The sequence below is a fragment of the Veillonella sp. 3310 genome (assembly GCF_003999875.1).
Classification (GTDB): Bacteria; Bacillota; Negativicutes; order Veillonellales; family Veillonellaceae; genus F0422.
The window spans coordinates 385733-412428 of the sequence record NZ_RQVJ01000001.1 but is presented as its reverse complement, the minus strand read 5'-3'; the positions used below and the strand labels follow the sequence as shown (position 1 = coordinate 412428).

The following is a 26696-nucleotide window of genomic DNA, read 5'->3' as shown; positions in this document are numbered from 1 at the left end:
ATGAATGAAAGATCCAAAGATGTACTGCGAAAAAAAATTATCATTCGAGGTGAATTACTTATAAAAACAGGAATGCATATAGGAGGAGGCAGTGATTATGCTCCAATTGGGTCAGTAGATAGTCCATTTGTAAGAGATATACTAACACAAGAGCCAATTATTCCTGGTAGTTCTTTAAAAGGGAAACTTCGAATTTTATTGGCTCGTTTTAGAAGTGAAACGTATTTTGTAAAGGACATAAATGATGATGATAAAGTGATAAAACGATTATTTGGCTCTACAAGCCCTCAAACTATCTCTCGTTTACAGTTTCAGGACTTATTTGTAACTGATAATAGTAAACGTGTATTTGAATCAATTGAAACTGATACTTATATGGGGGAAGTAAAATTCGAAAACAGTATCAAACGTAATACTTGTAAAGCTACTCCTAGACAAATAGAGCGAGTGCCAGCAGGAACAAAATTTGGATTCCACTTAGTATATACTGTTATTGATGAAGCGGAGATTGAAGAAGACTTGCAAACGTTACGTTTTGGATTAAATTTATTGGAACTAGACTATCTTGGAGGGCATGGTACTCGAGGTTATGGACGTGTGTCTATTGAACATATTACAGTAAAAACTTTCCCGGATGATTCTGAATTAAGTGAACGTTGTGAAGCTTATTTACAAGGTTAAGGTGATGTAATGAGATATTATATCTTTCCATTTACATTCACCAGTTCAGTACATTTTGGGAATACGAGCGAAGGCGGTTCGCTAGACAAAGTGCAACTCACAATATCATCAGATACATTTGTGTCTGCTTGTGTGAATGAAATTGGCTATAATCGAGCAGAAGTAGAGTGGTTTCTGGAGTCCTTACGATTGGGGTATATAAAAATTTCAAGTCTTTTTCCATTTAAAAATCTAAGTCAAGAGTTAGAGTTATTTGTACCACGTCCAATTTATGTGGGACATAGAAAGTATGATACCATTACTAATATTTCAATATTACAAGAACAAGTAAAACAACAGAAAAAAATAAAGAAAATAGGTTATGTACGTGCATCTAATCTATATAATGAGTTTGGTCAGTACTCACTTTCTGGAGTAACTGATGAACCTATTTTTGGACAGTTCCTCACATCTCAAAGAGTAGCATTACGAGAAGATAGCAGTAAGCCTTATGTAGTAGGAACTTTTAAGTTCGTGCCTGATACAGGGCTATATTGTATTCTTGGGGTCAAAAATGAAGCGGATATAGAAAGAGTTAGAACAATTTTTGAATCCTTAAGTTATACAGGAATCGGTGGAAAACGGAGTTCTGGTTATGGACAATTTATATTAGAGGATGAGTTCGAGTTAGACGAATTACCTTTATGTGGTGAAGATGATGCGGCATTATATCATTTGTTACATCAAGAAGGGTCTACATATATGTCTCTTAGTGCAATTACACCTAAGTTGGATGAAATTGAAACACTGAGTCAAGGTTCGTATAAATTGATGAGGAGAAGTGGATTTGTATATAGTGAATCTATAGAAGCCCCGTATAAACGAAATTCTTTTTATGCCTTGCAAGAAGGAAGTTGTATGCCTATACAACTAGAGGGACAAGTGATAGAACTATGTCATGATCAAATCTCACATCCAATTTATAAATATATGAAAGGATTTTGGCTGGGGGTGAATATTGATGAGTAGTGAATCCATGCCGATTACAATCCCATTTACATTAGAAGTAATCACACCAGTTTCTATTGGAAATGGACAAGTAGCAAAAGTGCTTGACTATATTTTGGATGCTTCCAATCAAGAGGTATATATTTTAAATCAGAAAAAATGGTTTCAATATCTATATTCGTTACATAAACTTGCTGACTATGAAGCATATATTAAAAGTTATACATCAGGATATACAAAAGAAACTATCTATGAATGGATGGCACGGACTATCGGTATTCCCAATGATACCGTGTTATCTAGTGTTTCAAAACGCCAATTGCGTTGTGTTAAAAGTTCTATATTTAAGCGATCATTGAATAATGTAAACTTATGTATGACTGATCTTGATGGAATGCCGTATATTCCAGGTAGTTCCTTAAAGGGAGTTATTATTTCTGCTGTGATAGCTTATATAGTAGAAAATAATGAAGTATTTCGTCGCGAATGGCAGAAAAAACTTATAGATGCCTCAAATAATGATAGAGAACTTCGTAGATGTATAAGAGAGTATGGAAAAGCTTTGGATATCTTAATACTATCTTGTATAAAAGAATCTACAGGAAAATGGCATAACGATGGTGCAAAAAAGCTATTTCATAGTATTTCAGTATCAGATGTTATTTTATCATCAAAGGATAAAATGACTACGTATATTTTACCTAGATATGATTCTGTAGCAGGACAATATAAAAGAAATACGTTATCTTTATATAGAGAGTGTATTACGCCAAATACAAAGTTAGAAGGTATGTTGAGTGTTAATATTCAGGAATTACGAAAAGTAGGAATACACTCCGTAACTGAATTAGTGAAAATTGTTGAAATGCATACGCAACGATTATTAAGTCGATGGAAGCAAGTTTTTAGAGGAGATATTGAACAATCATGTATACACGATTTAGAAAGTGTTACTTGTCTAATAGGAAATAGTATTGGATTTTTACACAAAACATTACTCATACCTTTGTTTGATGATCATAGATATGAAGTTAATGTGGTAAAATCAATTTTAGGTAATGGACATCGTAGGGATCGAATCATTTCCCCTCGAACGTTAAAGCTAACGAAGTATAAAGGAAAAGATTATATATTTGGAGGCGTGAAGTTACATCTTGAAAACGGTTGAAATTAAAGGCATAGAATTTGATATTCACTTAGATAATGGGCAGAAAATTGCTCAATCATTAGGAAGTGTGTTACATGGTGTGATTATGTCATATATCTCTACAGAATATGCTACATTTTTACATACTACACAGATACCACCATATCACCAATATGTGTACTATGATAAAGAGCGTAATACTAGTGTATGGAGAATTACTGCTTTATCAGAAGAGAGTATACAGAAGTTGATTGCGCCATTATGGGATGTATCTTCTACTATAGAGCTCATACAAAAAAATGGGAGTTTAATCATAGATGATAGACGCGTTGTATTAGAAACAGATTATGCCAGTATAGCCCAATCATTTTTAGGTGACACTAAGCAATATAAAAAAGTAGATATTACATTTGTAACACCAACTTCATTTAAGGTAAATCAAGCTTATGAGATCTTTCCCAATATTGAAAGAATCATGAGAAGTTTTCTAAAAAAATGGAATGCGTTCAGTACTTCAGATGTATATGATGACGAAGAGTTATTTCAAGCTCTGTGTGATAACATATATGTAGCGGACTATCGTATGCGATTACAAAAGTTTTATTTGGAACAAACTAAAATTCCAGGCTTTCAAGGAAACTATATATTGATTTGTAAACGAAATATGATTTTGTCTAATTTAGCCGCGATGCTATGTTATTATGGCTCCTTATGTGGTTGTGGAATTAAGGTAGCTGTCGGTATGGGAGCGTTGGATATAGAGTTAGAAGAAGTGAAGCGTGTATTATGAAAATATTATATTCTGCAATAGGAACTACAGATCCTATTCGTGGCTGTTATGATGGAGCAATGTTACATATCATTCGTCATTATAAACCAGACATGGCCGTTTTATTTCTATCAAAAGAAATGGTGGATGAGGAAGAGCGTAATCAGCAATATACAAAAGCGATTTTGTATGTAAATCCACAGTGTGAGGTAAGGTTAATCAAAACAGAACTTCAAGAAGTTCACAAAATTGATACATTGTATAGTTTAGTAGAGGAATTCTATAAATTGAAAGATGAGTTTTCAGAGGCTGAGTTTTTAATCAACTTAACATCTGGAACACCACAAATGTGTCAGTTACTCACATACATTGCGATTGAAAATTTAGATACAATTGGGGTTCAGGTTGATACACCTACTGAGCGTTCCAATAGAACAGAACATGCCTTACAAGGTAATGAAGATATTGATTATGTGATAGAATGTAACTTTGATAATGAACTAGGGACAATTAATCGCTGTCATGAACCAGTTTTAAAAATCATCAAACGACGTTTTTTAAAAGAACGATGTATATCATTAGTAAAAGCTTATGAATATAAACAAGCGATCCAGGTATTCAAAGAATATAAGATACTAGCTGAGGAGCAGGATAAGGAATATCTCGATGTAATAGGTAAGCTATTACAACATAGTATGTATCGAAGTGCTTTCGAGTATGATAAATCTCTGACCTATATACCTAAAGAATTGAAACAAAGTATTACACACTTTATACCTTCTTCAAAAGTGGAGATTAGAAATTTAATTGAATATTTATATATTGCACAAATTCGTATTGAAAAAGGGATGTATCAAGATTTTATAGTGAAATTGACTCCTTACTTATTTCAATTTATGAAATGTATTCTTAAAGATATATATGGAGTTAATTTTAGAAACATTGAGGTTAGAGGTCGTAGAGGGATGGTAGATCATATCAAACTATCTAAAGTATATCCTGATCTATATAAGTCCTGGGAATGTTCTATGAATCAGTTAAATTATGAAACTAAAGATTTTGAACTATCCTTTTTTCATATGCTTAATATGATACAGTTTCATTCCTATACTAGATCTGATTTAGTGAATAGTCTAAAAATATTTACCCCGATTTTAAAGAATGTTAGAAATATAGTAGCGCACGAAATTGCTACTATTACACAAGAGGATATACGTGAAGCTAGTGAAGGTAAAGACTGCCAAGAAATCTTAGCTAATATGCGTTCTATGATGGAAAAATACATGAATATTCCAAAACAACAATTAAAACTGGTGTATACTTTGATAAATGACAAAATTATACAGTATTTTGGCATGATGAAGTAGTTTTTTATATGTATTTTTTATAGTCCATAAAAGTTTTTACATATAATTGATTATACCTAGATTAAAGGTCGTTTATGATATACTAGTTATGTAATATGAATTCTATCTTTCACAAGGAGGAACTATATGTCAGCCATTGCTATTATTGGTGGTACCGGTGTGTACGATCCAAATATGTTTGAAACTATGACGGAATCGTCTTTGATGACACCTTATGGTGAGATTCATTATGTATGTGGCACTTATGAAGGTAAGACGGTGTACTTCTTAGCCCGTCATGGCCGTGATCATTCGATTCCACCACACAAGATTAATTATCGTGCTAATATTTGGGGCTTGAAAAAGTTAGGTGTTAATTTTATCGTATCTACCACAGCGGTAGGTTCTTTGGATCAAAAATTTGGACCTGGTCATTTTGTGTTGACTGACCAATTTTTAGACTTTACGAAAAACCGTGTGAATACATTCTACGAAGGTGGAGATCGTCCGGTGGCACATGTGGATGTAACGGAACCATATAGTCCTGAGTTGCGTTCTATTGTTGAAAGTGCCGCAAAATCTCTAGGCTTAACGGTTCACAATGGCGGCACCTACGTATGTACAGAGGGGCCTCGTTTTGAGTCTCCTGCTGAAATTCGTATGTATGCTATGTTAGGTGGCCAAACAGTGGGCATGACAAATGTACCAGAGGTGACCTTAGCTAATGAAGCAGAAATGGCATATATGACAATTTCCATGATCACTAACTATGCAGCGGGCATTTCTGAATCTGCCTTGACTCATGGGGAAGTAGTAGATATGATGCAACAAATGGCAGAACAATTGCAATCGCTAGTGAAAGAAGTCATCAAAGGCATCGATGTGAATGCAGATTATCCAGCCCATCATCGTATGGCTGAGTATGGTGGCTTTCAATTATAATTTATCATGAAGAATCTAAAAGGAGAACGCCAATGCAATCTTTAATTCGAGATATTTCCTTAGCCGCAGAAGGTCGTAAAAAAATCGACTGGGTAGCTAATTTTATGCCTACTTTAAACACATTAGGAGACCGTTTTGAAAAAGAACAAACTTTCAAAGGTCAAACCATCGTTGTATCTGTTCATTTAGAGGCGAAAACTGCCTATTTATCTACCGTGTTAAAACGTGGTGGTGCTGATGTTATCGTTACAGGATCCAATCCATTATCTACCCAAGATGATGTGGCAGCAGGACTTGTGGACATGGGTCTAACTGTCTATGCTTGGTACAATTGTACAGACGAAGAGTATACGATGTTCTTGAACAAAGCGTTGGATCATAAACCGCATATCATCATCGATGACGGTGGCGATTTAGTAAGCTTACTTCACACGACTCGTCAAGATGCGAAAGAACGTTTATTGGGGGGTAGTGAAGAAACCACTACAGGTGTACATCGTTTGAAAGCCCTTGCTGAAGCGGAACAATTGACATTCCCTATGATTGCAGTTAACGATTCCAACTGTAAATATTTATTCGACAATCGCTATGGTACAGGCCAATCTGTTTGGGATGGTATTATGCGTACTACGAACTTGACGGTAACAGGTAAAAATGTAGTCGTTGCTGGTTATGGTTGGTGCGGTAAAGGTGTGGCACTTCGTGCCAAAGGCTTAGGCGCCCACGTGTATGTAACAGAAGTGGATCCAATTAAAGCTATCGAGGCTGTATTTGATGGTTTCAAAGTATTGCCAATGGTGGAAGCTGCTAAAATCGGTGACATTTTCTGTACTGTCACAGGTTGTAAGGATGTCATCACGGAAGAACATTATGCAGTGATGAAAGACCGCGCTGTTCTTTGTAATGCGGGACATTTCGATTGCGAAGTGAATGTGAAAGACTTAGCAGCCATGGCAGTATCTCATGAACGAGTACGCCAAAATATCGAAGCCTACCATATGCAAGATGGCCGTCAATTGTATGTACTAGCCGAAGGCCGCCTTGTAAACTTAGCAGCAGGTGATGGACATCCAGCAGAAATCATGGACTTGTCTTTTGCAATGCAAGCCTTAGCAGCAGAATATATCTTGCACCATGGAGCAGATATGGAACATGATGTACATGTATTGCCATATGAAGTAGATGCAGAAATTGCGAAATTAAAATTGCAATCTATGGGTTACGATTTAGATACATTGACACAAGAACAATATGATTATTTATATACTGTAAACTAAATAATGATGAAATTTTATTGATACATAGTAAATAAAATTGCAACTGTGTTAAACTGGCGATGAGAGTGATCACTTTCATCGCCAGTTTTAATATGCTTAAGTAGTAGATCGGGGTATACTTTAAAAAAGGACATACTTGGTAATGGAACGTATCTATTTTTATATTTGCTTTTCAAAAAAAGATATTTGTCCACTATGCAAATACAAAAATGAGAAAAATATACGTGACTAGTTTACTAAATAAACTCATATATAAATTCTTATAATTATATTTGACAAACTACTCATGTTACATTCATAATAGATAAGAATAGGGTTTCTATAGAATTGTCATTTGTGTTTTAATCTGATAAAGAGAAAAAGATTGAGGTGGCTTTCAGAAACAGAAAATCCGTAAGATAGAGTTTTAAGGAGGAAGGTTGTAACATGAAAAAATCCATGTTCAAACGTGCACTAGCATTGGGTGCTACGGCTATTTTAGCTGCGGCGATCGCTGGTTGCGGTGGCAATAGTTCATCAACAAACAATGCAAATGAAGCAAAAGTAGCTTTATTGACAACAACGTCTGGCGCAGCAGCTGCCTATGGCGAATCCATTAAAAATGGTGCAGAGTTAGCAGTAGCACAAATTAATGGCGATGCTAACAATGTAAAAATCAATTTGTTAGTGGAAGATACAAAAGGTGACAAAAACGAAGCAATCAATGCGATGAATAAAGTCATTGCAAAAGATAAAGTCGTAGCTGTGATTGGACCTATGTTATCAGGTGAAATGATGGCAGCAGGCCCAATTGCTAACAAAAATAAAGTGGTAGCATTGGGTACTTCTACAACTGCAGAAGGTATCACTGATATTGGAGATTACATTTTCCGTAATGCCGTACCAGAATCTTTAGCAGTAGACGCAGCGATTCGTCAATCTCACAAAGTATTAGGCTTTAAAACAGCAGCGATTATGTACTCCAACAACAATGACCAAATGGTATCTGTAAATAATACTGCTAAAAAAGCATTGGAATCTGAAGGGGTTCAAATTGTAGCGACAGAAACATTTGCTGATAAAGATACAGATTTCTCTGCACAGTTGACTAAAATCCAACAAGCAAAACCTGATATTATCATCGTTGCTTCTTTGTACCAAGAAGGTGCATTGATTATGAAAAAAATGCGTGAACTTGGCATGAACCAACCAGTAGTAGGTTCCAATGGTTTCAACAGCCCAGCGTTCATTAAAAATGCGGGTGCCGCTGCTGATGGTGCGATCGTAGGTACACCTTGGTTCCCTAACAAAGATGACCAAAAAGTTCGCGACTTCCGCAAAGCCTATGTAGAAAAATATGGTCATGAACCAGATCAATTCGCAGCACAAGCATATGATGCAGTGTTCTTGTATGAATCAGCTTTGAAAGCAGCAGGCTCTACTACAGATCGCGAAAAATTCCGTAACGCCTTAAAAGGTATTACAGACTTCGTAGGGGTAACTGGTAAATTCCAATTTAACGAAAAACGTGACCCATCTATGGAAGTTCAAGTTTTACAAATTAAAAACGGTCAGTTTGACGCATTACAAAAATAGGAGTAACACGATGTTTTTACAGCAATTAGTGAATGGCCTTACTTTAGGCAGTCTCTATGCGGTATTAGCCATCGGATTGACACTCGTGTTTGGTGTGTTGAACATCATCAACATGGCTCACGGAGGCATCTTTATGATAGGTGCCTTCGTGGGTTTATTTATGGTGACAGTCTTTGAAGTTAATATCTTTGTAGCCATCCTTGTGGCTATGGTCGTAGGGGCAATTCTTGGATATCTATTAGAATTTGTGGCACTTCGTCCACTTCGTAAGAAAAACGTATCCCATTTGGCGCCATTAATTTCTACAATTGGTGTCTCTATTTTTATTGAAAGTGTAGCCTTGCTTGTATGGGGCCCACAAACACGTTCATTCCCACCAGACTTTATCGGTGGACTTATCGATTTTGGTATGTTCAAAATCTCCATGGTTCAAATCATTGGCCTTGGTGTATCCATTGTGTTAATGTTGATTTTAAATGTACTCATTAAAAAGACTAAAATCGGTAAAGCTATTCGTGCTGTATCTTTGAGCACAGAAACAGCATCCTTGTTGGGGATTAATCCAACTTTAGTTATTTCCGTAACAGTCATGTTAGCATCCGCCTTAGGTTCTGCTGCTGGTGTATTAGTTGGCTTATCCTTCGATGCCGTAGAGCCTATGATGGGTGTTGTTATCGGATTTAAAGGGTTAGCGGTGTTAATCCTTGGCGGACTTGGTAATATTACCGGTGCTATGGTAGGTGGATTCATCTTAGGTGTATCTGAGGTATTCTCCGTAGCTTATGGGGCATCTTCGTACCGTGATGCTGTAGCCTTCGGTTTAATCATTCTCTTATTATTCTGGAGACCACAAGGGTTATTCGGATCCAAAGATAAGGGGGGACGACCATGAGTGAAATTTTAAATCCATATTATCTACAAATTGTGATGTTCTTCATCATCAATGCTATCATGGGTATTTCCATTTTCTTCACCCTTTCTACAGGACAGTTGACGTTGGGTGCGGCTGGCTTTATGAGCGTAGGTGCCTATGTGGGTGCTTTGCTTACTCTGAAAGCGGAGTTACCGATTCCAATTGCTATCTTCATTGGTGGCATCGTAGCGGCATTAGTCGCTGTTGTGATTGGTTTACCAACTACACGCTTGAAAGGTTTATACTTGGCTATTGCTACACTAGGTTTTGGTGAAGTAGTACGTGTTATCTTTTTGAACTTAGAAGTAACCAATGGAGCTTTGGGCCTTTCTGGGATTCCAGCGATTGCACAAGAATTAACAAACTACGTCTATGAATTCGATATGGACGGTTTGTTAGACATCGACGCATTAACATGGGGTAACTTGTTAACGATCATTATCTTATTAGTGATTCTAGCGCTAGTGATATTGTTCTGTTTACGTATCCACAATAGTCGTGTAGGGCGTGCGTTCCAAGCTATCAAAGCTGATGACCATGCAGCAGAATTGATGGGTATCAATGTGGTGTATTACAAAATGTTAGCCTTTGTAATCGGTGCTTTTATTGCTGGTATTGGTGGTGGTTTGTATGCACATATTACAAACTTCATTAACCCTACAGATTTTAGCTATCACAAAGTAGTACAAATCTTATTGTTCCCTGTATTTGGTGGTTCCAATGTAGTATGGGGGTCTGTACTAGGCTCTTTCATTTTGACATTGTTACCAGAAGTATTACGTTTCTTAGCAGATTATAGGGATATTATTTATGGCGCATTACTAGTCATCTTGATGGCTGTTCGCCCAGATGGTATTTTGACAGAAGATTTGATGGACAAAATTTACCGTAAATTAGGCGTGAAAAAGAAAGCATATATTCCAGAAACGCAAGTGTTAACAGAACGCTTTGAAGCTTATAAAGCGCAAAGTAAGTCTGGTCAAGAATAGGAGGTACCCATGCTATTACAATTAGATGATGTAAGTAAAAGCTTTGGCGGTGTGGCTGCCTTGACAGGGGTTACCTTCCAAGTGAACCAAGGGGAAGTCTTTGGTGTAATTGGACCGAATGGTGCCGGCAAAACGACGCTGTTTAATTTAATTACAGGCGTGTTCCCGGTGAGCACTGGCAATATTGTGTTCGATGGTATGAATGTGGTGGGTATTAAGCCGCATCGTACAGTGGAAATGGGGATTGCTAGAACATTCCAAAATATTCGTTTGTTCGGTAATATGACGGCGTTAGAAACTGTATTGACAGGTATGCATTGTCGCACGGGTTCTGGTGTGTTATCTAGTTTCTTCCGTACGAAACGTCAACGAGTTGAAGAAGAGCGTTGCCGTGGTATTGCCTATGAGTTTTTAAAACTCGTTGGATTAGAAGAAGATGCAGAAGAAGTAGCCACATCCTTACCATATGGTAAACAACGTCGTTTGGAAATTGCTCGTGCCTTAGCAACGCATCCACAATTGATTCTGTTAGATGAACCAGCAGCCGGTATGAACGATAGTGAAACAGAAGTGTTGCGCCAATTAATCGGTAAAATCCGTGATTTGGGCATTACCGTGGTAGTCATTGAACATGATATGGCGTTGATGATGAATATTTGTGACCGCTTGGCGGTGTTAAACTTCGGTAAAAAAATTGCAGAAGGAACGCCACAGGAAATTCAAAATCATCCAGACGTTATTGAAGCATACTTAGGAAAGGAGGAATAATATGTTAAAAATTGAAAATGTAGTGGCTGGCTATGGTCATATTACAGCATTAAAATCTATTAACTTAGAAGTTCCTCAAGGGTCCATTGTATCTTTGATCGGTGCCAATGGTGCCGGTAAATCCACAACTATGCGTTCCATCATGGGCTTGGTAAAACCAACAGAAGGCCGCATTACCTTTGAAGGTAAGGATATAACATCTATGAAAACTCATGATATTGTGAAAGCTGGTATTTCCCTCGTTCCAGAAGGGCGCCAAATTTTACAAGATATGAGTGTTTATGAAAATCTTGAAATGGGCGCTTATATTCGTAAGGATGCTGAAATCAACGATGATATTAAAAAAGTATTCAAGCGATTTCCTATTCTTGATGAACGTAGTTACCAATTAGGTGGTACTTTGTCTGGTGGACAACAACAAATGCTTGCTATCGGCCGTGCTTTAATGGCTCGTCCTAAATTGTTGTTACTGGATGAACCATCCATGGGTTTGGCACCATTGGTGGTGAATGAAATCTTCGAGGTTATCAAGGAAATCAGTGCTGAAGGAACGACAGTGTTGTTGGTAGAACAAAACGTGCGTCAAGCTTTGAAAATTGCTGACTATGCATATGTACTAGAAACGGGTAAAATCGTTCTTTCCGGACCAGCCGAAGAGATTCGTCACGATCCTAGAGTGATGGAAGCGTACTTAGGCGGAAAAGTGGAATAATTCCCTAATTTTTATCTTGAATATTTTAGAGAAATATATATAAAGATATATATAGGATTTAACACAGGTGTAATGACCTTGGCAGATAACTATATAAAGATAGCAGATATACAATCCATTGTGGTTGTGTATCTGCTTTTTGTTTTCTTTATTTTGAATGCATAGTTGTTACAAAGAGAAATCAGCGTATATGATATCATAAAAATATACAGAAAAAGTTATATAAACGCATATATACACCTTTATATACTAGATATGGGAACAGGAGATATTTATCAAAATATAAAAAAGTTGAATAGTAGAAAAAACTATTGTGTATACATAAGCTACATGTCTTGTAGGAGAACCATTTTTCTTGTAAACTAATAATATAAGTATAAATGTATAACTACTATAGGAAGGTGTTTACTATGAGTATGGCAGCAAAACAAGCGCGTGGGAAAAAAGCAAATGATGTGATCTTTGCAACAAACTCACAAGCCCAAGAGGCAGTAAGACAATATGGCAAAGAAAACGTGTTAAATGGAACTGTCGGATCTATCCTAGATGAAAATGGTGATATTGTTTTCTTAAAAGTGGTAGAAGATGAGTTTCGTAATTTGCCACGTAATGAATATGTTGCATATGCACCGATTGAGGGATTAAAAGAGTTTGTGGAAGCATGTAAACAAGAATGTTTCGGTCAATCTAGACCTGATGCCTATATTGAAGGAATAGCCACAGCTGGCGGTACAGGTGGGATTCATCATTTAGTTCACAATTATACAGAGTTGGGTGATACGGTAATCACTGCAGATTGGTATTGGGGTGCGTACAAACAAATATGCCATGACAATGGACGCGAATTACTTACCTACGCTCTATTCAATGAGAACTATGAGTTCAACTTTGAGGCGTTAGAATCCTTAGTATTAGATATAGCTAAGAAACAAGAGAATATTTTAGTTATTTTTAACACACCTGGTAATAATCCAACAGGTTTTTCTCTATGTGACAGCGATTGGGATAAAGTATTAGTGCTTGCGAATCGTTTAGTAAGTGCAGGAAGAAACAAAGTGATTATTGGAGTTGATGCTGCGTATATTGATTTCTCTGGTCCTAAAGAAGAGGTGCGCCGATTCTTTAAGAAATTTGAACATTTGTCAAAAGATATTTTAACAGTCGTATGCTACAGTATTTCCAAAGGATTTACTATGTACGGTCAACGTGTTGGCTGTATGTTGGGCATTACTTCTGATAAAGAAGTGGCACAGGAGTTTTTTGATATTAATCAAATGACATCCCGTGGTACATGGTCTAATATTAATCGACCAGCTATGCGTACAGTAGCCAATATTGTGCTTGAACCTAAGAAATTAAAATGCTATGAAGAAGAACGTAATTGTTACTCTCGTCTTGTAGAAGAACGGGCAGGTATTTTAGAGTGTGAAGGAAAAGCAATCGGCTTACCAATGTTGCCATATATGGGTGGTTTCTTTGCAACGATTCCAAGCGATAATCCGAAAGCGTTGGCAGATGAATTGAAAAAGGAAAATGTATTTTTAATTCCTGTATCTGGTGGTGTTCGTATTGCTGTATGCTCCATTCCAAAACGACAAATTACTGGATTGGCACAACGAATTTATGATGCAATGAAACGAGTGGGTCAATTATAAAAATAGAGAAAAGATAGAGACAATTGAATAGTTATTATAGCGATGAAAAAAGATAGCTGAATCTATGATTTGGCTATCTTTTTTATTTTCTACTTGGTATTTAAATATGTTTTAATGGTGCTCATAGTCTCATTTTTTTAGGATAGAGATGCCTCGTTATATTGTTGGTAGAGTTAAAAATGAAGAAAAATGGAAAAACTTTCCCACTTTTCCCCACCTTAATGGGTAGTCAAAAATGTTCGATTTTATACGAAATATACGAACATATACATAAATATTTAAATAAGTGTTCGCTATTAACAAATTGTAGGAAAAAAGTGTATAAATATCTATAAAAAGGGTGGTTATTTTGTTGTGAAAAGTGGGGAATTGTGGTAAAATTTACCATATAGTGGTAAATAGGGCAAATAGGTGAGAGAAAAGGAGGTGTCCTTGCTATGTTTAAAGGTGAATTTTCACATACAATCGATAGTAAAGGGCGCATGATCATTCCTGCCAAAATGCGTGAGCAACTGGGGGACACTTGTGTTGTAACACGATATTTTGACAATACCTTAGCCATTTATACACAAGAAAAGTTTGAAGAGCTAGCAAAAAAATTAAGTTCTAAAAGCTCCAATAAAGCGAACCAACGTAGTTTGGTACGGTTTTTTGTAGGTGGTGCAGCAGACCTTGAGTTTGATAAACAAGGCCGTGTGTTGATACCAAGTAATCTTCGAGCCCACGGTGAGTTGAAAAAAGACGTGGTTGTAGTTGGTAATGGTGAACGCATCGAGATTTGGAGTAAAACTCGTTGGGATGCTTATAACAACGAAATTTACGGCAATATTGAGGCTATGGCAGAAGAACTTGATTTGGATGATATTGGATTTTAAGTGAGGAATTATGAACTTTCATCATGTGAGTGTATTACTCAATGAAACGCTAGACGGATTGGCGATTAAACCAAATGGAACCTATGTGGACTGTACATTAGGTGGTGGGGGACATTCCCATGCTATCGGTGAACGATTATCTTCAGAAGGCATGATGATTGGTTTAGATCAAGATGTGGCGGCATTAGAGGCAGCATCTCAGCGATTAGCTGATTTGACTTGCCAGGTGAAAGTCATCAAAACTAATTTCTCTAACTTAAAAGAAGCGTTACACGAGGCAGGTATTTTTGAAGTCGATGGATTCGTTTTTGATTTAGGTGTATCTAGTCATCAATTAGATACGGCGGATCGAGGATTTTCCTATATGCAAGACGGTCCGTTGGACATGCGTATGAATCAAACGGGAGCTTTAACGGCAGAAACTATCGTGAATACCTATTCTAGTGAAGACTTATATCGTATTATTTGGGACTATGGTGAAGAACGATGGGCTAAACGAATTGTTCAATTCATCCTAGAAGCTAGAGAAAAAGCTCCTGTAGTGACAACCTTTCAGTTGGTGGATATCATTAAACGTGCCATACCTGCAAAGGCTAGGCAAGATGGACCACATCCAGCAAAACGAACATTCCAAGCGCTGCGCATAGAAGTGAATCAGGAACTGCAAATTTTGCATGATGCATTTGTAGATGCTGTATCCATGTTACAACCAGGTGGAAGAATTGCAGTGATTACTTTCCATTCCTTAGAGGATAGAATTACAAAGCAAACGTTTAAAGAGTTAGCGCAGGGATGTACATGTCCACCGAATTTACCGGTGTGTGTGTGTCATCATGTACCCGTTGTAAAAGCGAAAAATAAGGCTATAGAGCCAAGTCACAAAGAAGTAGAAGAGAATCCACGGTCCCGTAGTGCCAAGTTGAGGGTAGCCGTGAAATTATAGTTGGGAGGAATTATTATGTTAGTACGAAAGGCTGCGTATTGGGAGCAATCAGCGCCTTATGTAGAACCGGTCAGAAAGAAAAAAGTAAAAACACAAGCATTCATTTGGGATTTGACCCCAGATATGCGCCAGTGTTTGTTAACTGTACTAATGGCGATGGTCTTAGGGTTGGCTTGTTTGCTCTTAACAGGTGTAACAGAAAATGCACGTAAAGAAACAGTCAATTTACAAGAACAAATTGTGTTAGAGAATCGTACTAATTATGAATATAATTTAGGCTTAGCAGAATTAAGATCTCCTACGCGCATTCAAAAAATAGCGCAACAAAAACTTGGCATGGTATTACCAGATAATTTCGTTTACACTAGCAAAAACACAGTGGAAGAACGCAAAGTGACGATGAAAAAGGATATTAGAGAATGATGAAGGCAGTCCTTTTGGGCTGCTTTCTCTATGATTGGAGGAATCAATATGAAACGAGTGGAAGAAATTGTGAAAGTTGTATCTCCTACGAAGGTAGAAGGTCCTTTGACATCCGTTGTTAGCCATATTACAGCTGACTCTAGAACGGTACAAGAAGGTAGTTTGTTTATCTGTTTAGTTGGCGCCACAGTGGATGCGCATAACTTTGTTGAAAAAGCAGTGGAAGATGGTGCGGTAGCGATTATTGCATCGAAACCTGTGGCCGTGCCAGAACATGTAGCAGTTCTCTATGTGGATGATACAAGACAAGCCTTGCAAGATGCTGTACCATTTTTCTATGATTACCCAGCTTCTAAAATGCGTATGATTGGTGTAACAGGAACAAATGGTAAAACTACAACGACTCATATTATTGGTCATATGTTGCGCTCCCAAGGCTACACAGTGGGGATTATTGGGACCGTACATATTTTGATTGATGACCAATCGTACCCAATTCACAATACCACACCGGACGTAGCAGATTTGCAGCAAATTTTACAACAAATGGTGGATGCTGGTGTAACACATTGTATTATGGAAGTGTCATCTCATGCACTAGCATTGGGACGTACAGCGGGTGTAGAATATGATACAGCTGTATTTACTAATTTAACGCAAGATCATTTGGACTTTCATAAGACATTCGATAATTATTTAGAGGCAAAAGCTAAGCTATTTAAACAAGTTAGTGCCTCCTATCAGGTGAAAGAAGGTAAAGGCGCTGTTATTAATGTAGATGATGCCTATGGTCAAGCGATTGTAGATGTGACAACAGCACCTATGATTACATACAGTACAGAAGGCAAAGGTACAATGAATGCTTCTGATTTAGCGATTACTGCTAAATCTTCCCAATTCACTTTATCCTATGATGGAAAAATGTACCCAATTTCTACGAAAATTGCAGGTATGTTCAATGTGTATAATACCTTGGCTGCCGTAGGCGCTGCATTATATGAAGGGTTGACGATGGAACAGATTGTGAAAGCATTATCTACTTTTACAGCTGTGCCAGGTCGATTTGAATTAATCGAAGAAGGGCAAGATTTTGCAGTCGTTGTAGATTATGCTCATACACCAGATGGATTAGAAAATATACTACAAACAGCGAAGAAAATTGTAGAAAATCGCATCTTAGTGGTCTTTGGCTGTGGTGGAGATAGAGATGCTACGAAACGTCCAATCATGGGACGTATTGCAGCGCAACTTGGAGATCGCGTATTTGTGACATCCGATAATCCTCGTACAGAAGATCCTGTACAAATCGTAAAAGATGTAGAGGTGGGTGTGAAAGAAGGTTTACATGATGGTGTCACTTATGAAGTCATTGTAGACCGTCGTGAAGCAATTCATAAGGCAATCAAAGAGGCAACTACAGGAGATGTAGTTATCATTGCAGGTAAAGGTCATGAAGATTATCAAATTTTAAAAGATGAAACGATCCACTTCGATGATCGTGAAGTGTCAAGAGAAGCCTTGAAGGAGAGATAATATGGCACAATTTACAGTGCAAGAAGTATTAGAGGCAACACAAGGAACTTGTAGAGAAATAAGTGCTTGCACCTTTGCTGATGTATCGACAGATACAAGGACGATTGGAAAAAATGGTTTATTTGTGGCATTGGAAGGGATGACATTTGATGGTCACGACTTTTTAACAGTTGCTAAAGAACGCGGTGCTACAGGTGCTGTAGTGAAACGTGGTAAAACCATTGATGGCTTAGTTTGTATTGAAGTAGAAGATACGTTACGGGCCTATCAGCAGTTAGCAACCTATCATCGTAGACGCTTTCCTATCCCTATCATTGGGATTACTGGTTCTTCTGGAAAAACAACAACAAAAGAAATGATTAGCGCTGTGTTAGAAAAAGCTTTTACAGTGCTTAAAACGGAGAAGAATTATAATAACGAAATCGGTGTTCCGAAAATGTTATTACAATTAACAGAAGACCATGATGTATGCGTACTTGAAATGGGGATGCGTGGACTTGGTCAAATTGCAGAATTAGCGGAGATTGCGGAACCTACAATAGGTGTAATTACCAATGTAGGCACTAGCCATATTGAACTATTAGGGTCTCAAGAAAATATTGGAAAAGCGAAGCAAGAATTGATTGAAGCCTTACCAAGTACGGGAGCAGCTGTATTAAATCATGATGATCCTTTTGTATTGCCTATGCAAGAGGTAACGGATGCAAACGTTATGACTTATGGTATACAAGAAGGATCTCACGTACAAGGGACTCAATTAGAATATACATCGAAAGGGATTAATTTTACCGTTCATGATACATTGGGTGATTGGAATGTTTTTTTGCCAATGATTGGGATTCACAATGTATATGATGCATTATCTGCTATTGCAGTAGGTATCATTTTAGGTGTGCCAAAAGCAGAAATTGTGGAGGCTTTTAAGGAGTTTCCAGGGATTTCTATGCGACAAGAGATTGTAGCATTTCCAACTTTCACAGTTTTGAACGATGCCTATAATGCCAATCCCAATAGTATGGCAGAGTCCATTCGTGCTATGGGACAGTTGCAAGGGACTCGTAAAATTGCTATGCTAGGAGATATGTTAGAGTTAGGTGACCATTCTAAAGCAGCTCATGAGGAGATTGGCAGGATTCTCGGCGAAGAACAGTATGATATGGTATTTACCTTTGGTGATATGATGAAGATAACTGCTTCTGTGGCGAAACAAGCAGGTGTTCCTTATGTCTATATAGGAAAGAGTCATCTTGATATTGCCAATACCTACTATGATGTAAAACAAGACGGTGATGTGATTCTAGTGAAAGGGTCTCGTGGCCTTAAAATGGAACGTATTATAGAAGATTTTAAAGAACGACATGAATAAGTAAGGAGACATGTGACATGAATATGGACTATGCAGTAGCCTTTGGCTTAGCCCTGATAAGTACATTAGTATTCGGTAAAATAGGGATTCCTCTGTTGCAACGACTGAAAGCGCAACAGTCGATTCGTGAAGATGGACCGCAGGCGCATTTAGCTAAAGCTGGGACACCTACAATGGGCGGTTTATTTATGATGCTAGCCTTAGTTATAACTGTATGCATAGTGCCACCCTATTCTGTAACATTGTGGATGCTATTATTTTTAACATTAGGTCATGGTGCATTAGGGTTTAGTGATGATTTTATTAAAGCTGTGAAACGCCGTAATTTAGGGTTAACAGCAAAACAAAAATTACTAGGTCAAGCGGTGCTAGCTATCGTATTTTGTTATATCTCTATCGCTTATGCAGCGTTGCCAACTACTTTGTGGATTCCTTTAGTGGATATCACTGTAGATCTTGGTTACGCCTATTATGTATTAGCGTTTATCATTATTTTGGGGACAACGAATGCTGTTAACTTAACAGATGGCTTAGATGGATTGGCAACTGGTATTTCTGCTATTGCAGGAGCGGCTTTTGCAGTGGTAGGATTATTAGTAGGTTCCTTAAGTGTCACTTTCTTTGGTATCATTGTGAGTGCAGTTTGCTTGGGATTCTTATATTTCAATGCAAATCCGGCGAAAGTATTTATGGGTGATACAGGCTCCCTAGCATTAGGTGGTGCTTTTGCGGGGATGGCCATTGCTACAAAAACAGAACTTCTATTAATTGTGATAGGCTTTGTATTTGTAGTAGAAGCATTATCTGTTATTTTACAGGTAGCCTCTTTTAAAACTAGAAGGGTTCGTATTTTCCGTATGAGCCCAATTCACCATCACTTTGAATTAGGTGGCTGGAGTGAGCGAAAAGTGGTATATGTATTCTGGGCTGTTTCTTTGGTAACGGCTTTGTTAGGCATTGCACTGTTAAGTATGAAATAATATAGATTACGGCTCTACTAATAAGAGCCGTTATTCTTGCATATAGGGTTAGGTGGTTAGAATGGATTATTCAGGTTCGCATGTATTGGTATTGGGTGCCGGTCTTAGTGGTATTGGCGTGGCCCACACATTGGCTAAATTAGGCGCTACAGTGACGCTTAATGATTATAAAAAAATTGATTTTGATCCAGCTGAAAGCCAGCGTTTGGCAGAGAATCATATAGAAGTGATTACAGGGCAACAAGATTTTGTGTTACTTGATACGGCTACGAGAGTGGTTGTATCACCTGGTATTTCTTTAGAGATACCTATCATTCAAGAGGCGAAAAAAAGAAATATTCCTGTAGTAGGAGAAGTGGAGATTGCGTATGAAGTATCAAAAGCTCCTATTTTAGGTGTGACAGGTACGAATGGTAAAACTACAACGACTTCTTTACTAGCAGAAGTACTGAAAGAAGCTAAATGGGATGTCTATGTAGGTGGTAATATTGGCTATTCTCTTAGTGAGCAAGCCTTGGCAGTGCCTGAAACAGGTGTGTTAGTGGCTGAACTTTCATCGTATCAATTGGAGAGTATTGATAAGTTCCGTACGAAAGGGGCTATCTTGCTAAATGTGACTCCAGACCACTTGTTACGTCATAAAACAATGGAACGATACCAAGAAGCGAAAGAAAACATTTTCCGTAATCAAGAATTAGGAGATTGGACAGTATTAAACTTTGATTCTCCTATTGTAGCGGATATGGCAAAACGAGTAAAAGGGCATGTGTTAGGAATTAGTCAAGAACGACCTGTCACAGATGGAGCGTATTTTGAAAACAATACATGCTATGCAGTGATGCATGGTAACTCAGTGCCAGTGATTACGACAAAAGATATCCATATTCCAGGGGCTCACAATATTGAAAATATTTTGAGTGTTATTGCCCTAACCTACGCATTGGGTGTGCCTGTAAAAGATATATATCAAGCTATTGCAAAATTCCATGGTGTGGCACATCGCTTAGAACGGATTCGTACTCTAAATGGAGTTACGTACTATAACGATTCTAAAGCAACCAATACGGATTCTACTATTAAAGCCTTAGAATCTTTTACATCCCCTCTTGTGTTGATCGCAGGCGGTAAGGATAAAATGACCGACTTAGAAGATATGATGGAACTAGTAAAAACCAATGTAAAAGAACTAATTCTTATTGGTGAAGCAGCACAGCGCTTTGCTGAAGCTGCAGTAAAAGTGGGGATACCTCATATTCATCGTTGTGAATCTATGGAAGATGCAGTATCCTTAAGTGCTCGTATAGCGGAAGATGGGGATGTAGTATTATTATCTCCAGCCTGTGCAAGTTTTGACTGGTATGCACGATTTGAAGATAGAGGCGATCATTTCAGAAGATTAGTAGAACGATTGTAAGGGGTCATACATGAATATCATGATTTCAGGTGGAGGTACTGGAGGCCACATTTATCCAGCTCTCACGATTTATAAAACTTTAGAAGCAATGGTAGATGCTAACTTTCTTTATGTAGGGACTGAAAGAGGACTTGAGTCAAGGATTGTTCCTAAAGAAGGGATTCCATTTACTACATTACCTGTGCAAGGATTGCAACGTAAATTATCCTTAGATACATTGGTAACAGCAGGTAAAACACTGTCTTCCTTGTGGAAAGCAAATCAGTTAATTTCCGAGTTTAAACCAGATATTGTTATTGGTACGGGTGGTTATGTATGTGGTCCTTTACTATTAGCAGCTGCTTTACGTGGAATTCCTACATTGATTCAAGAACAAAATGTAGTGCCAGGAATAACAAATAAAATTTTAAGTCGATTTGTAGATGTGGTAGCTGTAGGATATGAAGAAGCAGCTCGACATTTTCCAAGTGCAAAGCAAGTTGTATATACGGGTAATCCGGTGCGCCCTAGTGTAGTGACAGCAAATCGAGAAGAGGCTAGAGCGTACTTTGGCTTACAAGATAATCAAACAGCTATCTTAGTGGCTGGTGGATCCCGTGGTGCACGGAGTATTAATACAGCGATGCAAGCCGTTCATGAACAATACAAAGGTAGAGAGGATATTAGAATTATCCATGCTACAGGTACTGATGAATACAGTCGGGTTTGTGAAAGATTAGGCATACATGAAGGAGAGGTTTACAGTCCAACATCACATATTGTTCCTTACTTAGACAATATGGATATGACTATGGCTGCATCAGATATGGCCATATTCCGATCTGGAGCTATAGGGCTAGCAGAATTAGCTGTACGTGGCATACCATCTATCCTAATTCCTTATCCCTATGCAGCTGCTGACCATCAAACATTTAATGCAAAAGTATTCGTAGAGGCAGGTGCGTCTACGATGATTGTAGATAAAGAATTAGATGGCACAAGATTACTACAAGCGGTAGATGCAATGTTAGCGGATCGGGGATGTCGCGAACGTATGGCACAAGCCACATTACAATTAGGAAAGCCTGAGGCAGCTATAGAAATTGCTAAGTTGGCTCTATCTATTAAGAAATCATAGAAGGGAGTATCTCTATGTTAGATACCTATCAACGTATACATTTAATCGGCATCGCCGGTTCTGGCATGCGTGCTATTGCGCATGTATTGATTGAAAAAGGATTTATTGTATCTGGTTCCGATATTCAAGAATCTGCGATTACAGAAAAGTTTAGAAATGCAGGGGCTACTATTTTTATGGGCCATGATGCGGCTCATGTAGAAGGAGTAGATGTGGTTATTCGCTCTACTGCCATCCATGATGATAATCCTGAAATTGTCGGAGCTAGAGAACGAAATATTCCAATTTTACACCGTTCGGACGTGGTGAAAGCAGTGTTAGATGAAACCTATGGTATTGCTGTTGCTGGTGCACATGGTAAGACTACCACTACGTCTATGATTGGACAAATTTTCATGGAAGCAAATCAAGATCCAACTATCATCATCGGTGGAGAAGTGGATTATTTAAATGGCAGTAGTCATGTAGGTAAAGGTAAATATAGTATTGCTGAAGCTGATGAAAGTGATGGTTCTTTCTTGCACTTAAATCCTAAGCGCATTGTAATCACGAATATTGAAAATGACCACATGGACCATTATCGGACGGTGGAAAACTTATTGAGAGCTTTCACAGAGTTTTCTATGAAATTACCAGAAGATGGTATTGCTGTGGTATGTGGTGATAATCCATCAATTCGACGGATTATGCCGGATATTAAACGTCAATGCATTACGTATGGTTTAGGGGCAGGCAACGATTATCGTATTGAGAACTTGCGCATTGAACAAGGGATTACTACCTTTGAAGTGGTTCATAAAGATAGTGTATTAGGTACATTACGTTTAGCTGTACCAGGTCAACATAATGCGTTGAATGCACTAGGAGCACTTGTAGTGGCCTTAGGAGAAGGAATTTCCTTTGAAGTTGTAGCAAAAGCGTTGCGAAAATTTATTGGTGCGAAACGTCGTTTTGAAACAAAAGGTCATGTAAAAGACATTTGGGTGGTAGATGATTATGCACATCACCCTACAGAAATTGCGGCTACAATTAAAGCGGCAAAATCTCTGGAAGATCACCGAGTGGTAATTCTATTCCAACCGCATAGATATAGTCGTACCAAATTGTTACTACGTGAATTTGGCACGGCTTTCAAAGAAGCTGATTTAGTTTTTATTACAGATATTTATAGTGCTGGTGAAAAACCTGAGGCTGGAATTGATGGTATGTCTATTCCATTGATGATTAAAGAATTGACAGGTAAAGAGGTTCATTATGTGGCAGATGTAAATACTTTGCCAGAAACTGTATTAGAATATATTCAACCTAATGATTTGGTCATCACTATGGGAGCAGGTAATATTAATCAATTTGGACCTAAACTATTAGCTTTATTGGAGGAAAAATAAAGTGAAGGATAAACGTATTATTGTCCTCATGGGAGGACCATCAAAAGAAGCCGATGTATCTAGAAGAACAGCGGCAGCTATTGCAGACGCATTACAAAGCAAAGGCTATGCAGCTACAACATTAGAATGTAACCCTAGTACAGTAGTGAAAGATTTACAAGATTTACAATGCGACGTCGTATTTAATGCCATCCATGGAAAATATGGCGAAGATGGATCCTTGCAAGGGGCTCTTGAAATGGCGGGTATTCCTTACACAGGATCTGGCGTTATGGCTCATGCGGTAGGTATGAATAAAAAAATGAGTAAACATGTCTTTTTGGGAGCTCAGATTCCTACAGCTAATTCCAAATCCTATGATAACAAATTACAATCTGTGGATGCGATCCTAGAGGATATTCATGCTAATTTCAAAGTGCCATTTGTTGTGAAAGCAGCTAGTCAAGGATCTAGTATTGGTGTCGCTATTATTAAAGATGAAGCAACTGTTGATGTAGAAGTCAAACAAGTATTAGACATAGACCATGTCATCGTAGTAGAAGAATTTGTAGATGGTAGAGAATTTACTGTATCTGTATTAGATGGTAAAGCTTTGCCAGTGATTGAAATTCGACCACATTCAGGGGAATATGATTATGCCTCTAAATACACAACAGGTGCTACTGATTATTTGGTGCCAGCACCGATTACAGAAGAACAAGCTGCTGCCATGCAACGTATTGGCGAATCTGTTTATCAACAAATGCAATGCGCAGGTGTAATCCGTGTGGATATCATGATGAACAGTACAGATGATATGTTTGTATTGGAATATAATACGGTACCTGGTATGACGGCTACCTCATTAGTGCCAAAAGCAGCAAGAGCAGTGGGTATTGAATTTCCTGAATTATGCGAACAAATTCTTCAGTCCGCTGGACTGCATAAATTTTAGGAGTGGTTATGAAGGTACATGGGTTTCAAAACCAGGAGAAGCAGAGCAGGTCTCCAATTGGAGAACAACCAATCAGTGAAAGAACAATTTCTGGCATAGAAGATGGATGGGAAATTGTTACCATAGATACCCCTGAAGGACCTAAACGTGTGCGTCGAAGACGAAAGATGAAGCGACGTAAAGAATCAAAATCCGCAGTTTGGAAGGTGGTCATTGGTGCGTGCATCGTGATTGGTCTTTTTACATTACCTCTGCCAATTGGTCAAATTCAAGTGACAGGGACTAGTCAATTAACCTCAGAAGATGTGGTGCATATAGGTGATTTAGGATATCCTGTTAATATCCTAAGAGTTAGAACAGGCGCTTTAGAAGAACGTTTACAAAAGGATATACGTGTTGATACGGCACATGTATCCTATGCATTACCACTTACTTTGCAGGTAGATGTGAAAGAACGAAAGGCGTTGGTTGTAGTTTCTTCTCAATTTGGATTTGTTTCTTTGGATCGAAACGGTATGGTTATTGCTAGTAGTGCTACTATTCCTGACACAACGGTGCCTATTATTTCTGGAGTGCGGTTAGGGAATGCATTATTAGGCGATACTATTGAAGCCGAGGGAATCCGCGGAGCTATTGCGTATATGGAATCTTTCACTGAAGAGGAACGAAAGAAAATTGGTGAAATTAATGTAGGTGATGCCGACAAAATGATTGCCTATACAGTAGAGGGCTTACCAATTCACATTGGAGACCGTAATAATTTAGAAGAAAAAGCAAAGATAACTACAGATATGCTTGTAGATATTGCACAACGGCATGTATCTGCTGAGTTTATCGACGTAAATATTAAATCCCCTTTTATTAAATCACAATAAAGGAGTACAAAGTTGAAACAAGGGCGTATCGCCATAGCCGTAGTAAGTATGATTGTAGGGGTCATGCTTGTTACGCAGTACAGAATGACACAAACTATTGCAGAGGGCAATATAAACTTACAAAGAAGTGGAGAATTGGCACTAAAGATTAATTCTCTTCAAGAAGAACGGGCGGGCCTTAAAAAACAAATTGCTACTATGAAAGAAGAAGGAAGTCTAGAAGGGATGAAAGAAGAAAATCGACTATTATCCCTTAAGGCTTCCTTAGTCGATGTAGAAGGTCCAGGCGTGGTCTTAACCATAACGGATAGCAAAACGCCAGTAAAAGATGGGGAAAATCCCAATTTATATTTAATTCACGATGAAGATATGCTTCGTATTGTCAATGAATTAAGAGCGGCTGGAGCGGAGGCTATCTCTATTAATGACCAACGTTTAATAGGAACTTCGGAAATTCGTTGCTCCGGCCCTACCGTTACAGTTAACGGAAAAATTTTTGCCCCACCATTTATTATCAAGGCCATTGGAGACACAAAAACATTGCATTCGGCTCTTACTATGAGAGGTGGAGTCGTGGAGTCTCTTAAATATTGGGGGATTGAAGTAAAAATTCAAGATGAAGATCATGTAATAGTCCCAGCTTATGATGGAACGATAAAACAAAATTACATCAAAGTGAAGGGAGGTTAATGATGGTATACGTATGGGTTATAGGCGGGTTAATACTAGGGGTTATCATTGGTATTATGACACCTTTTGATATACCAGTAGCCTATGCTAAATATACTTCAGTGGCACTCCTAGCTGCTTTGGATTCTGTCTTTGGTGGTACAAGAGCGGCCATAGAAAGAACATTTGGATTATCTATATTTATTACAGGGTTCTTTTCCAACTCCTTATTAGCAGCTTTATTGGTGTTTTTAGGGAATGAGGTTGGCATAGATTTATATTATGTGGCACTGATTTCATTTGGGTTGCGCTTGTTCCAAAATACAGCAGCTATTCGTAGATTATTATTAACTAAACGACTACACACATAGAAAAAATAAAGACAATGATTGACTTTCATTGAAAAAATATTAAATAT

The 26696-nt window shown here is 37.9% G+C and carries 26 protein-coding genes; all 26 read left to right on the top strand.

Annotated features, from left to right (window positions below; translation table 11 throughout):
• The 26 genes from csm3 to EO127_RS01970 all read left to right on the top strand — a co-directional run bounded on the left by csm3 (position 1) and on the right by EO127_RS01970 (position 26649).
• A complete protein-coding gene (csm3, locus tag EO127_RS02095) occupies positions 1 to 681 on the top strand; it encodes a type III-A CRISPR-associated RAMP protein Csm3 (RefSeq protein WP_127447818.1) in 681 nt (226 codons plus the stop codon).
• A gap of 9 nt (positions 682 to 690) precedes the next feature.
• Entirely contained in the window at positions 691 to 1689 is a 999-nt protein-coding gene (csm4, locus tag EO127_RS02090) for a type III-A CRISPR-associated RAMP protein Csm4 (protein WP_127447817.1), read from the top strand.
• Positions 1682 to 2836 (top strand): type III-A CRISPR-associated RAMP protein Csm5, encoded by a 1155-nt coding sequence (gene csm5, locus EO127_RS02085; RefSeq protein ID WP_127447816.1) that lies wholly within the window; start codon positions 1682 to 1684, stop codon positions 2834 to 2836. The genes csm4 and csm5 overlap by 8 nt, the downstream gene beginning before the upstream one ends.
• Positions 2823 to 3605: a CRISPR system precrRNA processing endoribonuclease RAMP protein Cas6 gene (cas6, locus tag EO127_RS02080; RefSeq protein WP_127447815.1), complete on the top strand. Its 783-nt coding sequence runs from the start codon at positions 2823 to 2825 to the stop codon at positions 3603 to 3605. Before csm5 ends, cas6 begins: the two co-directional genes overlap by 14 nt.
• A complete protein-coding gene (locus EO127_RS02075; RefSeq protein ID WP_127447814.1) occupies positions 3602 to 4951 on the top strand; it encodes a hypothetical protein in 1350 nt (449 codons plus the stop codon). The genes cas6 and EO127_RS02075 overlap by 4 nt, the downstream gene beginning before the upstream one ends.
• 126 nt (positions 4952 to 5077) lie before the next feature.
• The gene (gene mtnP / locus EO127_RS02070) at positions 5078 to 5872 is read left to right on the top strand and encodes an S-methyl-5'-thioadenosine phosphorylase (protein ID WP_127447813.1); all 795 of its coding nucleotides are present in this window, start codon (positions 5078 to 5080) and stop codon (positions 5870 to 5872) included.
• A gap of 32 nt (positions 5873 to 5904) precedes the next feature.
• Positions 5905 to 7149, top strand: coding sequence for an adenosylhomocysteinase (locus EO127_RS02065; protein ID WP_127160232.1), 1245 nt, complete (start codon positions 5905 to 5907; stop codon positions 7147 to 7149).
• A 426-nt stretch (positions 7150 to 7575) separates the two neighbouring features.
• Positions 7576 to 8724, top strand: coding sequence for an ABC transporter substrate-binding protein (locus EO127_RS02060; RefSeq protein WP_127447812.1), 1149 nt, complete (start codon positions 7576 to 7578; stop codon positions 8722 to 8724).
• Between the two features lie 10 nt (positions 8725 to 8734).
• Positions 8735 to 9616 carry a branched-chain amino acid ABC transporter permease gene (locus tag EO127_RS02055; protein ID WP_127447811.1) on the top strand — a complete coding sequence of 294 codons (882 nt, stop codon included), beginning with the start codon at positions 8735 to 8737 and terminating at the stop codon, positions 9614 to 9616.
• A complete protein-coding gene (locus EO127_RS02050) occupies positions 9613 to 10626 on the top strand; it encodes a branched-chain amino acid ABC transporter permease (protein WP_127447810.1) in 1014 nt (337 codons plus the stop codon). Before EO127_RS02055 ends, EO127_RS02050 begins: the two co-directional genes overlap by 4 nt.
• A gap of 9 nt (positions 10627 to 10635) precedes the next feature.
• Complete coding sequence (locus EO127_RS02045) at positions 10636 to 11394, top strand: ABC transporter ATP-binding protein (RefSeq protein ID WP_127068790.1); 759 nt, start codon at positions 10636 to 10638, stop codon at positions 11392 to 11394.
• Between the two features lies 1 nt (position 11395).
• Complete coding sequence (locus tag EO127_RS02040) at positions 11396 to 12106, top strand: ABC transporter ATP-binding protein (protein WP_127447809.1); 711 nt, start codon at positions 11396 to 11398, stop codon at positions 12104 to 12106.
• A gap of 410 nt (positions 12107 to 12516) precedes the next feature.
• A complete protein-coding gene (locus EO127_RS02035) occupies positions 12517 to 13761 on the top strand; it encodes a pyridoxal phosphate-dependent aminotransferase (RefSeq protein WP_127447808.1) in 1245 nt (414 codons plus the stop codon).
• A gap of 437 nt (positions 13762 to 14198) precedes the next feature.
• Positions 14199 to 14636: a division/cell wall cluster transcriptional repressor MraZ gene (gene mraZ, locus EO127_RS02030; RefSeq protein WP_127447807.1), complete on the top strand. Its 438-nt coding sequence runs from the start codon at positions 14199 to 14201 to the stop codon at positions 14634 to 14636.
• 10 nt (positions 14637 to 14646) lie between these two features.
• On the top strand, positions 14647 to 15579 hold the full coding sequence (rsmH, locus tag EO127_RS02025) for a 16S rRNA (cytosine(1402)-N(4))-methyltransferase RsmH (RefSeq protein ID WP_127447806.1): 933 nt from the start codon (positions 14647 to 14649) through the stop codon (positions 15577 to 15579).
• A gap of 15 nt (positions 15580 to 15594) precedes the next feature.
• Positions 15595 to 16002: a hypothetical protein gene (locus EO127_RS02020; RefSeq protein WP_127447805.1), complete on the top strand. Its 408-nt coding sequence runs from the start codon at positions 15595 to 15597 to the stop codon at positions 16000 to 16002.
• A gap of 48 nt (positions 16003 to 16050) precedes the next feature.
• Complete coding sequence (locus EO127_RS02015; RefSeq protein ID WP_127447804.1) at positions 16051 to 17535, top strand: UDP-N-acetylmuramoyl-L-alanyl-D-glutamate--2,6-diaminopimelate ligase; 1485 nt, start codon at positions 16051 to 16053, stop codon at positions 17533 to 17535.
• 1 nt (position 17536) lies between these two features.
• Positions 17537 to 18901 (top strand): UDP-N-acetylmuramoyl-tripeptide--D-alanyl-D-alanine ligase, encoded by a 1365-nt coding sequence (murF, locus tag EO127_RS02010; protein WP_127447803.1) that lies wholly within the window; start codon positions 17537 to 17539, stop codon positions 18899 to 18901.
• 17 nt (positions 18902 to 18918) lie between these two features.
• Complete coding sequence (gene mraY / locus EO127_RS02005; RefSeq protein WP_127447802.1) at positions 18919 to 19881, top strand: phospho-N-acetylmuramoyl-pentapeptide-transferase; 963 nt, start codon at positions 18919 to 18921, stop codon at positions 19879 to 19881.
• 61 nt (positions 19882 to 19942) lie between these two features.
• Positions 19943 to 21295, top strand: a complete 1353-nt coding sequence (gene murD, locus EO127_RS02000; protein ID WP_127447801.1) for a UDP-N-acetylmuramoyl-L-alanine--D-glutamate ligase — start codon at positions 19943 to 19945, stop codon at positions 21293 to 21295.
• Positions 21296 to 21305: 10 nt separating this feature from the next.
• Positions 21306 to 22412, top strand: a complete 1107-nt coding sequence (murG, locus tag EO127_RS01995) for an undecaprenyldiphospho-muramoylpentapeptide beta-N-acetylglucosaminyltransferase (RefSeq protein WP_127447800.1) — start codon at positions 21306 to 21308, stop codon at positions 22410 to 22412.
• Between the two features lie 14 nt (positions 22413 to 22426).
• A complete protein-coding gene (gene murC, locus EO127_RS01990) occupies positions 22427 to 23800 on the top strand; it encodes a UDP-N-acetylmuramate--L-alanine ligase (protein WP_127447799.1) in 1374 nt (457 codons plus the stop codon).
• 1 nt (position 23801) lies between these two features.
• The gene (locus tag EO127_RS01985) at positions 23802 to 24734 is read left to right on the top strand and encodes a D-alanine--D-alanine ligase (RefSeq protein WP_127447798.1); all 933 of its coding nucleotides are present in this window, start codon (positions 23802 to 23804) and stop codon (positions 24732 to 24734) included.
• An 8-nt stretch (positions 24735 to 24742) separates the two neighbouring features.
• Positions 24743 to 25609: a cell division protein FtsQ/DivIB gene (locus tag EO127_RS01980; RefSeq protein ID WP_127447797.1), complete on the top strand. Its 867-nt coding sequence runs from the start codon at positions 24743 to 24745 to the stop codon at positions 25607 to 25609.
• Between the two features lie 12 nt (positions 25610 to 25621).
• Positions 25622 to 26299, top strand: a complete 678-nt coding sequence (locus tag EO127_RS01975) for a DUF881 domain-containing protein (protein ID WP_127447796.1) — start codon at positions 25622 to 25624, stop codon at positions 26297 to 26299.
• Positions 26299 to 26649, top strand: coding sequence for a small basic family protein (locus tag EO127_RS01970; protein WP_127447795.1), 351 nt, complete (start codon positions 26299 to 26301; stop codon positions 26647 to 26649). Before EO127_RS01975 ends, EO127_RS01970 begins: the two co-directional genes overlap by 1 nt.
• The last annotated feature ends 47 nt before the right edge of the window (positions 26650 to 26696 follow it).